This is a genomic window from Mesonia ostreae, from assembly GCF_031845265.1.
GTDB lineage: Bacteria > Bacteroidota > Bacteroidia > Flavobacteriales > Flavobacteriaceae > Mesonia > Mesonia ostreae.
This window is the reverse complement of the sequence record NZ_JAVRBG010000002.1, coordinates 156,995-170,917: the sequence shown is the minus strand read 5'-3', so window position 1 is coordinate 170,917 and position 13,923 is coordinate 156,995. Positions and strand designations below refer to the sequence as shown.

The window sequence follows — 13,923 nt, the reverse complement described above, 5'->3', positions numbered from 1 at the left end:
AAGATGACTGCCAATATCATTTTAGGAATAGGTTTGGAATACGTTGATACTGTTTTTCAAACCATACAAGCCAGCGATTTTTCGCAATACACAATTGCGGGAATGAAAACGCTTGCTGTGCTTTTTTTCTTGGTAAATATTCTTAAAAAATATAATGAGGGCGTCGCTGATAAGGACGGTTATACTTGGGGCCTAAGTCCTACGGAACTGGTTAAAAACTTTGCCATCGTGCTATTGGTCATTTTTTCTACTCAGATATTGGGCTTTTTTGATGGTATTTTAGTCGCCATTGAGGGGCAATATCGAAGTACCGCTCCTGCGCTTCTTCCACTCCAAATGCAGGATATTCCTATTGAAGAGGATGTATCGGCGTTGGAAGCTGCCAGAAAAGCGATGTCCCTGCTTTACGAAGCTTTGGTCACGCCCCTTTATGGTTTTAAAATTTTCGCCTTCTTAATAAGCCTTTTTCTGTGGATATTGGACTTGTTCATCTATCCATTGTTTCTCGCTGAACGCTTTTTCTTGTTGGGTATAATGCAGGCCTTTTTCCCGTTGGTCTTAAGTCTTGCCGTTTTTGAAAAATTCCGTTCAATGGCATACAATTTTTTCAAATTGTATGCAGCGGTCTATATGCTCGTGCCAGCATTCTTCCTTGTCAACGTTTTTGTGAATGCGATTTACACCGAACTCAACACCAACTTTTGGCAAAACCTCTTCGGGACCGATTTTGGAAGTGGCTTTTTCGCACCGGTAGTAGAACTTGGATCCATAGGCTTTATCGTTTTCCTGAAATTCAGACTTTATAAGCGCGCAACCTCTTTTACCCTAAAATTATTTACTGCTTAATACAAAATCTATGAAAACACCCTATAAAAATATTTATGCCATTTTAAAGCTCAATAGGTTTATCGTATTGGCAGTAATAATTTGCGCGTTGCTGTCTAGCACTTTTGCCGTATGGATGGCCTTCACCACGAATAAAAAAGCGTTGAACAGCGCTTTCGCTATAAATACAGATGGCAGTATTATTCCCTTAAAACTCGTCACTCAAAAGGAAAATTTTAAGGTCGAGGCTTTGTCACATTTAGAACTGTTTCATAATTATTTCTATAATATCGATGCCAGCAATTATGAAAAGAACTTGAAAAAGGCGCTATGGCTCGGGAATAGTTCCGTAGATAATCTCTATCGCCAAAAGAAAGCCGATGGGGTTTATAATCGGTTGTTGCAATATTCCCTGGTTCAAAAAGTATTGAGCATCGATTCCCAAATCGAGAAAAAAAACGACACCTACAGTTTTAGGACAATTACCATTTTTGAAATCAACCGTGGGTCTATCGTTGACACCTACGAACTGGTTTCAACCGGAAAGTTGATTACCGTTGACCGAAACTTCCCGAATAACCCGCACGGACTTTTAATAACCAATTATTTTGAAAACACCTTAAAGAAAATTTCAAATGAAAATCAATAATCCGAGTGTGAAAAATCACGCGAGTATTTAAAAATTAATAATTATGAAAATAGAAAAGAACAAAATAGTATTTGGGTCGGTGCTCGCTGTGATATTCATTTTCCTGATCTCCTATTCCGTGATGGTTATGGGCGATGACGAAAGTGAAAACGAAAACCTTAAACAGACCGCTGTTCCTGAATTGGAACAAGATCAAAAAGAATACGATTCCAAACTGGATGCCATCAACGATTTAAAAGAAGTGCGTGAAACCAATGCGCCTAGTATTTACGATGAAAAATTGATTGACTCATTGGGCATATATGACCCCGATTTACCTGAAAAGGAAAAAGAACGTATCGTGGACAGCATTTATGCCTCTGGCCAGATCAAATATTCTGATAGGACCTACCAAAATTTAGGAGACAAAAAAGCTGCTTCTGTTAGTACGCCTGAAGTGGATTCTTCAGAAATAGAACAGAAACTAAAAATCGATGCCAAAGAAATGGGATTGGAACACCAACTGTTCTTTGCTTCAGACCCGAAAAAGAGTTCCATTTCAATTTCTGGAACTACTGATGCGATGATTTATGCAGTGGTTGATGGTGACCAGGTGGTAAAGGTTAATTCACGTTTAAAAATGCGTCTTTCTAAAGCCGCAACCATTAACAACAAGAGGATTCCGAAGAACACTCCCATTTTTGGCTTTATTAGCTTTCAACCCAATCGTGCCCTGATTGAAATCGAAAATATCCAACATCATCCAACCAACTTGAAAGCTTTCGACTTACAAGATGGTAGCGAAGGGATTTATGTGGAAAACAATTTCCGGGCAGAAGCCACCAACGAAGTCTTGGATGACATCATCGGCGATATCAATATCCCAACCGTACCGCAAGTAAGCGGAATAACGAAAGTGCTTAAACGCAATAACCGAAACATAAAAGTCACCGTTCTCAACAATTACAAACTCATTTTAAAACCTAAATTATGAGCTCATAATCCCGAACAGAATTCAGGGTAAATGAGACATTTAAAACTCAATCTTATGAAAAAGTATATCTCTATTTCGATATTTTTATGTGGTATCGCTTTCGCCAAAGCACAAACACCAATTATACTTGATACCATTTACGCCAACGACCAAAAGAACGTTGCGCTGTTCTTTCCAGAACCCATTCGTCAAGGAATTACAGGAGCTGAAAACTTTGTGTTCACCTATAATCGAGAAAAGCAGCAATACTTTGGTCTCTTGCAGGCAACCCCTGGGAAAGAAAGTAATCTTTTGGTAATCAATCAAAATGGTTCGATTTTTTCGTATATTGTTAGGTACAGTAAGCAACTTTCGACGCTGAATTATTTTATCCCAAAATCCAGTAGCATCGGCAACGAGAAGCCAATTGTAGCGGATTCTATTAAAGTCGATACACCCAAAGCAGCGATAGATAATCAGGCATATTATTATCAAAAATTCTGCTCATACCTAATCGACCGAAAGCAACGGATCGGCAGGATTAAAAAACGTAATGAGGGCATTGTTTTGAGCATTGAAAACATTGTTTTTGATAAAGAAGAGCTGTACTTCGTTATTCAAATTGAGAACAAGTCCAGTTTGGATTACGATTTGAATTTCTTGAACTTTTCAGTCGAAACCCGACAAAAAGGAAAGAAAAAATCATTGCAGACTCTGCTGAAAGAACCTGTTTTTAAACATAATGTTCCTTTAAAAATCAAAGAAAACGAAACCGCGAGGATGGTTTATGTGCTGCCAAAATTTTCAATAGGCAATGACCGCAGGGCTATCTTGGAACTGAATGAGAAAAATGGCGAGCGTGATATACAACTGAAAGTCTCGCATAGATATATCAATAATCCTAATTAAGAACGTTATGAAAAAAACAGTTATTTACTCCATAGTCTTGCTATTTATGGCCTGTGCAGGGAAACAAACAGCAACTCCCACCGAAACTGCAAAAACAGTTATTGAAAGCTTTTATCAAGGCGATAAGGACACACTGAAGAAATACACGACCGATGAAAGTTATGCCAATTTTATGAGCATACAAGACTTATATTCAGAGAGTGGAAATTCAAACTTTAAAGTTCTAAAAGAAACCTCTGACGGTAAAACAGCTTGGGTAAAATTCACCACTTCCTACACCGATGAACCAGAAACCTTTAAACTTATTATGGACAATGGGCATTGGAAGGTCACGGAACGGGATAAGGGGGAGAAAGCGCCATATTAATTTTTAAAATCTACATTACAACGGATACTGATAAAACATTTTTTCAGCAGAATTAATTTTCTAAAAGCCCTTCTGGGCTTTTTTATATTATGAACATCTTCTTAAAAAGCCCTCACTAATTAAACCGTTAAGTGGTTCACAATAAGCACTAAGCCCAGCGAGCCAATTCAGAATGTTTAACGCTGAAACATTTACAATGTTTTCCTAAACTAATCCAACAATTTTTTTATATTTACAATGAAGTTAAACTTTAATTTTTATTAAACTAAATATGCTTAAGGAACTTCTTAAATCAAAAGGTGTCAAGCAAAAATGGCTTGCTAACAAAATAGGTGTTAGCGAGGTTTCTGTTAGTAATTGGGTAAAAGGTAAAAGTGAGCCAAGCCTAAAAAACTACCAGAAAATTAGTGAACTACTTGACATCCCATTAAAAGAATTGACGAATTAATGGTGGTAGAAAAAAAATATAATTTTTCATTTACGGCTGCTTCTCTGCGTACAAGAGAATTAGTGATCGTTGCAAAGCATCAATTAGAAAATCCAGTTGAAGATATTGAAGCTGTTCTAGGAAACGGAAAAAAAACTACAGGTAAACGCTATTTGAATGAAATGTCTAAATGGCTTGAAGTGCTTACAGACACTCAAAAAAGTTATCTACTGGATAAAAGCTTTAAAGTTCAAAACGAAATAGCATTTCTTGCTGTCTCCAAATATTTTGAATTCATACGTGATTTTATTGTAGAAGTAATCCGAAATAAATATCTCGTATATGATTATGAATTAACCGAAGGCGATTATATTTCTTTCTTTCGTCGTAAGGCAGAATATCATCCAGAAATGGACACGCTTACAGAAATCACTCAAAAGAAAGTAAAGCAAGTCACCTTTAAAATATTAGAGCAAGCTGGCCTTATAAATAACATAAAAGCAAAAATGATACAACCTCAAATTATTGAGCCCGAAACTAGAAAAGCAATCCTAAACGATAATATAGAACTGTTCAAAATCTTCTTATTAAGTGATTTTGATATTGAAAATTTGAAAGCTTAGATATGGAGAGTTTAACACATAAATTTGACCATCTATTTAAAGTCATCTCTTCGTCTAATTTTCTAAAAAAAGAATCTCTAGGTGGTGAAATTCCATTTTTTATTTCATCTTATAAAGCTGAAGAAGAAGTTGCTTGCAGGGAAGAAATACGCTTACTGAAAAAAAAATTAGAAAATAAAGGTGTGCCCATTTTAGAGTTGAATCTTTATGAGCTTGCTTGCGAGATTTTAGAATCTAAAGGTGGTATGGAACGAATGTTCAAAGTTGAAAAAGCAAAATCGAAAGATAAGTTTTTAAGCGCATTGCAATCTTCACTAAATATGCATCAAGTATTGATGCCATTAATAAAACAAAAGATAGAATCAAATAATGCAAAGGTTTACTTCCTGACTGGAATAGGTCTGGTATTCCCCTTTATACGTTCCCATAACGTACTTAATAATCTCCAAAATATCGCGAAAGAGGCACCTACAGTTGCTTTTTTTCCAGGAGATTATAATGGGCACACCTTAAACCTTTTTGGGTTGTTGAAGGATGACAATTACTACCGTGCATTTAATATGGATAAAATAGAGGCTAAAATATGATCAAACAATACTTCGACAGACCTATAGACCGTGCTATTGAAACGGTTATTAAGGCAGATGACCGCGATAATATTTCAACAGAAGTTACAGAATACGTTATTACTAACGAAATAGGAAAAAAAGTTAGAGACTTTTTTCAAGCCTATAATGATTATGCCGGCGCAAATGGCGTTTGGATTTCTGGTTTTTTCGGAAGTGGTAAATCTCACTTATTAAAAATACTGTCTTATGTGCTCGAAAACAAAGAATACGAAGGCTGGAAGTCTGGGGAGCTGTTTGCAGAAAAAGTAGAAAATGATGCAATGCTTAAAGGCGATATCCTAAACGCAACACGCATCCCTTCAGAATCTATATTGTTTAATATAGACCAGCAAGCCCAAATTACGAGTAAGGAAGATGCCAACGCTATCTTATCTGTATTCTATAAAGTGTTTTATGACCATTTAGGCTATTACGGTTTTCAACCCCACGTTGCAGAATTTGAAATGTGGCTAGATGGCAAAGGCAAGTACGACGCTTTCAAAACTGAATATGAAAAAGTAAATGGCAAAGATTGGGAAGTAGATCGGTTAGAGTATTTCGTTTTAGAAGTAAAAGATATTCTAGCTACCGTTTTTAATGAAAGTCCAGAAAAATATGAGAATATTCTTGATGAGCTTGAGGATAAAAATAAACAATCTATTGAAGATTTCTGTAATCGTGTAAAAATCTACATCGATTCTAAGCCTAAAGGATTTCGATTAAACTTCTTTGTAGATGAAGTAGGTCAATATATTAGCGATAACACCAAGTTGATGCTCAATTTACAGACCATAGCCGAAACCTTAACGACAAAAACAAAAGGCAACTCTTGGATTTTAGTGACATCGCAAGAAGATATGGAAACTGTTGTAGGCGATATGAATAAAAGTCAGCAAAATGACTTTTCTCGTATTCAGGCACGTTTCAAAATAAAAGTACCGTTGACGTCTGCAAATGTCGATGAAGTCATAGAAAAACGTTTACTTGACAAAAATGATAACGCCCAAGAAGAGCTAACCAAAGCATACAAAAAGAATGGCCCACATTTAAAATCGCTACTTTCTTTTTCTGAGGCTGGGGTTCAGTTCAAGGGTTATCAAGACAATGCCGATTATGCTAATAAATTTCCTTTTGTACCGTATCAATTCGATTTGTTTCAGCAGTGTAGAATTGCCTTATCAAATCATAACGCCTTTCAAGGAAAACACGCTTCGGTAGGAGAACGTTCTATGCTTGGTGTGTTTCAACAAGTTATTAAAGAAATCCAAGAGCGTGATAATAATGCCTTAGTAAGTTTCGATTTAATGTTCGAAGGTATTCGTAATGAACTACGTGGCGAAATTCAGCAATCTATAATTCTAGCTGAAAAACAACTGGACGATCGCTTTGCCATTAAAGTGCTTAAAGCCCTGTTTCTAGTAAAATACTTCGGAAATTTTAAAACTACAAAACGCAATATTTCAGTGCTATTGATAGATGATATCAATGTAGATCTTAAAGCACACGAAACAAAAATTGATACTGCGTTAACCCTATTGGAAAATCAAAGTTATGTGCAACGTAATGGAGACATTTTTGAGTTCTTAACCGATGATGAAAAGGATGTTGAAGAAGAAATTAAGAACACAGATATTGATGAACAAGCCATCACGCAACTTCTAAAAGAAATTCTGTTTGATGAAATCATACGAGATAATAAAATTAAATATTTAGATAATAAACAAGACTACGATTTTACCAGTAAAATAGACGGTAGTTTCTTTGGTCGTGAAAAAGAGCTGGAAATTGAAATTATAACCGACAATTATCAAGATTATGATAACGAAGCTTTCTTACAGTCTCAAACAATGGGAAGTACAGGGATGAAGTTGGTTTTGGCATCTAATGCAACTTTTATGCACGATGTTAGAATGTATATTAAAACAGCAAAATACGAAATGCAAAATAGAGGTTCTGGAACTAGACCTCAAGTAGCCCGTATTCTTCAAGAAAAGTCAATGCAAAATGTGACACGTAAGAAGAATTTAATCTTTATGGCAAATAAAGGCTTAGGGGAATCTAAAGTGTACCTAAATGGTGGTAAGCTAGAAATGACAGCTTCTAGCGATGGTAAAACTAAAGTTATCAATGCTTTCCAAAAACTAGTAGCGGTAGTCTATCCTAATTTACGAATGTTAAAAGCGGTTTCTTTTTCTGAAGATACCATAAAGAATACTATTCGTACTTCACCAGACGCTTTGTTTACAGATGATGACAGCACAATGTCTGAGGCAGAGGGCGAAATTTTTGGTGAGATTTTAAAACGCAAAAAGCGAAGTGATCGTACAACGCTTAACGACCTTAAAAACACGTTTACTAAAAAACCCTATGGTTGGTATCCTAACGCTATTTGGACAATAACGGCAAAACTTTATAAACGTGGTAAAATCGAAGCCAAGCAAGATTCTAATTTATTAGAGAATGAAGCTTTTTTAAACGCTTTACTCAATAGCTCAAATCATACCAATACCATCCTCGATCCGCAAGCAACTTTTGATGCAAATGCTGTTAAAAAATTAAAAGAAGCCTTTAAGGATGCTTTCGATGAAAGCTGCCCGTTACGTGAGGCAAAAGATGTGGCTGTTGCTTTTAAAGATAAAATAGTACAGATGCGTATAGATGTAGATCAACTTCTAGCACGCAAACAGTCTTATCCATTTTTAAAAAGTCTAGAACCATTTTCAGAGAAATTAGGCCGATGGTCTAAAAAAGAATATAGCTATTTTATTACCAATTTAGCTGAATTTGAAGATGCTTTATTGGATAACAAAGAAGATTTGCTCTCGCCAATTCAACGCTTTATGAATGGGGAACAGCGTACTATATATGACGATGTTAAAACCTTATTAGAAGGCAATACAGCAAACTTTGATTATATACAAAGTGATGAATTAGACACCTTAAAAACCTTAGTAGCAAGTGACGCACCCTATAAAGGTAATGGCGTTCAATTGGCCAAAGCAGCAAAAGATGCGCTTTCAATTAAGGTTTTAGAGCTTATTGAAGAAGAAAAGAAAGCTTTTGTAAAAAAGGCAGATGATTACATAGATGATATTAAGAAACGACCTGCACTTAAAAAATTAGATACAGAGCAGCAAGCCAATGTAATAAGTACATTAATTCGCAAAAAAAGTGCAATAGAAAATGAACGTTTTATAGCTAACATTCGCCAATCTAAGCAAGAATTATCTCAACTTCATACAGATGCACTAAACCTTATGGCTAATATGGCGGCGCCTAAAGAAGAAGGTAAAGCAGCAGAACCCGTTACAAAATACATAAGACGCTCGCAAATTCACGTAGATTATGAAAAGAATGAACTGGTGACAGAAGCCGATGTAAACGAATATGTAGAAGCACTTAGGGAAGCCTTTTTAAAGCGTATTAATGATAATACTAAGATTAACTTATAGTAAATGACCAAAAAGGAACTCATAGCAAAGCTAAACGATCTGGAATGGGAAGATTTTGAGGTAAAAGAAGCCAAAGCATCTGTACCAAAATCTTGTTGGGAAACGGTGAGTGCTTTTTCTAATACGTCTGGTGGTTGGCTTGTTTTTGGAATTAAAGAAATTGGAAAATCCTTCGAAATTCAAGGGGTAAATAATCCGGAAAAAATAGGACAAGATTTTTTAAACACCTTAAGAGGTGAAAAATTCAATGTGTTTATAGACACCAAGCAAGAGCGCTACACTATTGATGATAAAACAGTTTTAGCATTTTACATTCCTGTTTCAGCTCAAAAACCTGTGTATTACAATACGCAAGCTAATACATTTATTCGCAGATCAAGTAGCGATCAAAAAGCACGTAAAAATGAAATAGATGCTTTTTATAGAGACCAAACCTTTGGAACAAAAACATCTGAATTAGCGTCAAACACCTCTAAAAAAGACATAGATACCACATCACTAAAGCAATATCGCGATTATATGGCACGCTTTAATCCAGATGTGAGCTATAACCGTTTTGATGAAGATGTATTTCTTTCGAAGCTTCGTATTGTTGATAACAATCAGTTAACGTATGCTGGTTTGTTGTTTTTAGGAAAACGGGATACCATTGAAAAACATTTTCCAGATTTTAGAATCGATTTGCTGGAGATTGAAGGCAAATCTATTTCCGAAGCCACTTCAACGTATAGTTTTCGTTTAGGGGAATTTGAAAACCTTTGGGATTATTATTTTGAATGCTTTAAACGCTTAAAGCCCGAAGTAGATGTAGCATTTCAGTTAACAGATCAAGGTTTTGGTCAAGAACTTTCCCCTGGTTTAAAAGCCATACGCGAAGCTTTGGTAAATATGCTAATGCACGCCGATTATTTTGCACCTAGCCATTCGCGCATCCGTATTTTCACAAACCATATAGAATTTTATAATCCTGGTGGACTACCCAAACCCATTGAAGAATTAAAGGCAAAAGATTTATCCTTACCACGAAATCCATTGATTACCAAATTATTTAGAATGGTGCGCCTTGCAGAAAACGCCGGCTATGGGTTTGACCGTATAGAAGCCAACTGGAAAACCTATAACAATACAACACCTGAATACGATATTAGTTTTGACGCCACTATCCTAAAATTATACACATACGCGCAAGAAGAAAACAAAGAAATTTCGGACAATAATAAAAATAACTTCGGAGTAACTGTAGAAAAGCTTCGGAGAGAACTCGCAAATCAAAAATTGAACAAATCACTGATTAATAGCATTTTAAATACTGGTTTTGATGGTTTTTTAGAATATCTGGAAGCTGAATTTCCAAAAACTTCGGAAAAGCTTCGGAGTAACTTCGGAGAAACTTCGGAGAAGCTTCGGAGAGGAAGTGCCAAAAATAGTATTCAATTATTGATGTTAATGGAAAGCGATGGCAGTACCTCGGCAGAAAAGGCCAGTGCTATTTTAGCGGTGTCCTCCCGAACCGTAGAAACCTATATTGCTAAATTAAAAGAACTAAATATTATAAAACGAGAAGGATCAGATAAACTGGGTCAATGGATATTAATAAATGATGATTTATAAAAAAAAGGCACTGCATTGTCACTGTAAATAAAAAATAGAATTGTAACAAATGAACACCAACCAACTAAAACGCTTTGCCCAAGAAGCCCGTATAAAACTCATAGACCAAATAGGTGCTAAACTAGAAAAGGTATTAACCAGCGATAGTGTTGCCTTGCGTGAAAAAGCAGGTCATTTAAAAAAGCTCCAGGAAGCTATTAATAAAACGTCTAAAACAGCCGTAATAGACACTGTAGCTTATACGTGGTTTAACCGTTTTGTGGCCTTGCGTTTTATGGATGTAAATGGGTACGAACCTCTAGGCATTTCTATAGTAAGCCCAATAAAGGATGGTACATTACCCGCTATTTTACAAGAAGCCAAACAAGGTAACATACCAGAAGAGTTGCCTGTACAACAACAACGTATTTACGATGTGTTAGACGGTAGAATACCGAGTACAGATGCACAGAATGAAGCCTATGCAGACTTATTAGTGGGTGCTTGTAATCATTTAAATAACGTATTCCCTTTTCTATTTGAAAAGATAGATGACTATGCAGAGCTGTTACTGCCGGATGATTTAATTTCTAGCTTTTCTATTATAGAAGATATTAGAGTTGGAATGCAAGCTGGAGACTGTGAAGAAGTTGAAATTTTAGGTTGGTTGTATCAGTTTTATATTTCAGCTTTAAATGAGAAGTTAATTAGCTCAAAAAAGAAATACACTAAAAATGAATTAGCACCAGCCTCACAATTGTTTACACCTAAATGGATTGTGCAGTATATGGTCGATAACACTTTGGGGCAAATTTGGTCAGAAATTCGTCCAGATTCTAAGGTAATTGATACGTTAGAATTTTACATTAAGCCAACCTATACCGATAAATTAAGTAAACGAGAATCTAAAAGTATTGAGGACATCAAATTCTTTGAACCCTGTGTGGGTTCAGGACATATTTTGTCGTATGCCTTTGATGTATTTTATAAAATCTATGAAGAAGAAGGTTACAATCCTTCTGAAATACCAGCATTAATCATTACCAAAAATTTATTTGGAGTAGATATAGATCGTAGAGCTTCACAAATAGCTTCTTTTGTTTTATTAATGAAAGGGCGTCAAAAACAGCGTCGTTTTTTACGTACAGTAGCTAAAGACCATATAGAACCTAATATATCATTTTACCAAGATTTTGAATTTGATAATAAATTCAAAAATGCAACTGCATTAGGATCTCTAATAGAAATTACACCTAAAGAAGTTGCTAACTTTAAAATAGAAGAAAACTCATTATTTGCAGAGCGTCAACGAGAAGTATTTAAATTGTACAAACTATTGGGACAACGATATGATGTAGTTGTTACTAATCCACCGTATATAAGTTCAAAACGTATGGAAGGTAGTTTAAAACAATATGTCGAAGTAAATTACCCGGAAACTAAATCAGATCTTTTTGCAACATTCATATTAAGGTGCTTGGGCTTATGCAATGATAATGGCTTAACAGGATATATGACGCCTTTTGTTTGGATGTTTATTTCTAGTTACGAAAAACTAAGAGGCGAAATTATTGCTAAACATTTTATTAATAACCTCATACAATTAGAATATTCAGGCTTTGATGGGGCAACGGTGCCTATATGTACATTTACATTAAGAAAACAAAACTTAGATAATGCTAAAGGAAGTTATATACGTTTAAGCGATTTTAAAGGCTCTCAAAACCAAGCACCAAAAACACTAGAAGCTATTGAAAAACCAAATTGTGATTGGTTTTTTGATGCTAATCAGAACGATTTCAAAAAAATTCCAGGTAGCCCTATTGGTTACTGGTTAAGTGAAAATATGATTCGCCCTTTTGAGTTGGATGATAGTATTTCAGAATATGGCTTATTGAGAGAAGGTATTCATACTGGTAAAAATGCTTTAGTAATACGTTTTTTCTTTGAAATAAATAGGAATGATTTGCTTATAAATTGCAGTTCAAATGAAGAAATTGATATAAATAATAAAACATTTGTTAGATATAATAAAGGAGGAAGTTATAGAAAATGGTATGGAAATAATGAACACGTAATAGCGTGGAATAAAGTGTATCGTGAAAAATTATCAAAATTGAAAGGACACGTAAGACCAAGCAAACATTTATATTATAAGAAAGGTAATGAGTGGACTTTAATCAGTTCCTCTATGTTAGGAGCCCGATTTTACAATGATGGAGTATTAAATGATGTTGCCTCACATTATATTGTTTGTGAAAATGAAATCGACAGACTGATATCTTTGGGTTTGCTCAATAGTAAAGTTTCAATTCAATGGTTAAAAGTTTTAAACCCAACATTAAATTTCAGTAGCGGAGTAATCAAAAAAATTCCATTTAGAAAGAACCTGAAAACATTGGTAAATAAAGATTTTATAGTGGATTGTGTCCAAATTTCAGAGATGGAATGGAATTCGAGAGAAACCTCTTTGGATTTCCAACAAAATGAAGTTATACGCATAAATGGTCAGGACCTTGAAGAAGCCTACGACAGTTATCGTCAATATTGGCAAAACAAGTTCTTTGAGTTGCATAAAAACGAAGAAGAACTCAATCGTCGGTTTATCGACATCTATGGGTTGCAAGACGAGCTAACCCCAGAGGTGCCGTTAAAAGATATTACTATTCTTAAAGACGAAACCAGTATAGAAAACAACCAATTGGTGTTTGATGCCAAAGAAGTGATGCAGCAATTTATAAGTTATGCGGTAGGCTGTATGTTTGGGCGATACAGTTTGGACAAACCAGGTTTAATACTGGCTAATCAAGGAGAAACATTGCAGGACTACCTGCAAAAAATCCAAAATTCGAATAACAAATTCCAAACGCTAGATGACTTAACCTATATTCCTGATGATGATAATATTATCCCAATACTGGATAACGAGTGGTTTGAAGATGATATCGTCAACCGTTTCTACGACTTTTTAAAAGCCACCTTTGGCAAGCCACATTTTGATAAAAACTTGGCCTTTGTAGAAGACTGCATTGGCGATATACGCAAGCACTTCTTAAAAACATTTTATACAGACCACGTAAAGCGTTATAAAAAACGCCCTATTTATTGGTTGTTCTCTTCGCCTTCTGGTGCTTTTAATGCCTTAATTTATATGCACCGCTACACACCAGATACGCTAAACACAATGCTCAATGGGTATTTAAAAGAATACCAAGAAAAACTAAAAGCACAAGACACCCAATTAGAGCACGTTAAAAACGTAGGTACAGACCGCGAAAAAGTAACCGCAGAAAAAGAACAAGCACGCATTAATAAAGTGCTTATAGAACTGCAAGAATACGACCGCGAATTGTTTAAAATAGCCACCGAGCGTATCGCCATAGATTTAGATGACGGTGTGTTGGTTAACTATAACAAGTTTGGCAACGTGATTAAAGAAGTAAAAGGCTTAAACGATAAAAAGGCAAAGATTAAAGTGAGGAAGTTTGATTGGATAGATGTAACAGAAATACAGTAGGGAT

The 13,923-nt window shown here is 35.3% G+C and carries 11 protein-coding genes; all 11 read left to right on the top strand.

The window, feature by feature from the left end:
• The first annotated feature begins 3 nt into the window (after window positions 1–3).
• The 11 genes from RLT85_RS02730 (at window position 4) to pglX (ending at window position 13,919) form a co-directional block, all read left to right on the top strand.
• Window positions 4–846, top strand: a complete 843-nt coding sequence (locus RLT85_RS02730; RefSeq protein ID WP_311400518.1) for a hypothetical protein — start codon at window positions 4–6, stop codon at window positions 844–846.
• Window positions 847–856: 10 nt separating this feature from the next.
• Window positions 857–1,474 (top strand): conjugal transfer protein TraK, encoded by a 618-nt coding sequence (locus RLT85_RS02725; RefSeq protein WP_311400517.1) that lies wholly within the window; start codon window positions 857–859, stop codon window positions 1,472–1,474.
• Window positions 1,475–1,517: 43 nt separating this feature from the next.
• On the top strand, window positions 1,518–2,447 hold the full coding sequence (gene traM, locus RLT85_RS02720; RefSeq protein WP_311400516.1) for a conjugative transposon protein TraM: 930 nt from the start codon (window positions 1,518–1,520) through the stop codon (window positions 2,445–2,447).
• 54 nt (window positions 2,448–2,501) lie between these two features.
• Window positions 2,502–3,335 (top strand): DUF4138 domain-containing protein, encoded by an 834-nt coding sequence (locus RLT85_RS02715; protein WP_311400515.1) that lies wholly within the window; start codon window positions 2,502–2,504, stop codon window positions 3,333–3,335.
• Between the two features lie 7 nt (window positions 3,336–3,342).
• Window positions 3,343–3,702: a Tim44 domain-containing protein gene (locus RLT85_RS02710; protein WP_311400514.1), complete on the top strand. Its 360-nt coding sequence runs from the start codon at window positions 3,343–3,345 to the stop codon at window positions 3,700–3,702.
• Window positions 3,703–3,973: 271 nt separating this feature from the next.
• Window positions 3,974–4,150 carry a helix-turn-helix transcriptional regulator gene (locus tag RLT85_RS02705; protein WP_311400513.1) on the top strand — a complete coding sequence of 59 codons (177 nt, stop codon included), beginning with the start codon at window positions 3,974–3,976 and terminating at the stop codon, window positions 4,148–4,150.
• A complete protein-coding gene (locus RLT85_RS02700) occupies window positions 4,150–4,752 on the top strand; it encodes a DUF1819 family protein (protein ID WP_311400512.1) in 603 nt (200 codons plus the stop codon). The genes RLT85_RS02705 and RLT85_RS02700 overlap by 1 nt, the downstream gene beginning before the upstream one ends.
• 2 nt (window positions 4,753–4,754) lie before the next feature.
• Entirely contained in the window at window positions 4,755–5,339 is a 585-nt protein-coding gene (locus RLT85_RS02695; RefSeq protein WP_311400511.1) for a DUF1788 domain-containing protein, read from the top strand.
• Window positions 5,336–8,812, top strand: coding sequence for a BREX system P-loop protein BrxC (gene brxC, locus RLT85_RS02690; protein WP_311400510.1), 3,477 nt, complete (start codon window positions 5,336–5,338; stop codon window positions 8,810–8,812). The genes RLT85_RS02695 and brxC overlap by 4 nt, the downstream gene beginning before the upstream one ends.
• Before the next feature lie 3 nt (window positions 8,813–8,815).
• Complete coding sequence (locus RLT85_RS02685; protein WP_311400509.1) at window positions 8,816–10,423, top strand: DUF8451 domain-containing protein; 1,608 nt, start codon at window positions 8,816–8,818, stop codon at window positions 10,421–10,423.
• 49 nt (window positions 10,424–10,472) lie between these two features.
• On the top strand, window positions 10,473–13,919 hold the full coding sequence (pglX, locus tag RLT85_RS02680) for a BREX-1 system adenine-specific DNA-methyltransferase PglX (RefSeq protein ID WP_311400508.1): 3,447 nt from the start codon (window positions 10,473–10,475) through the stop codon (window positions 13,917–13,919).
• Window positions 13,920–13,923: the final 4 nt, after the last annotated feature.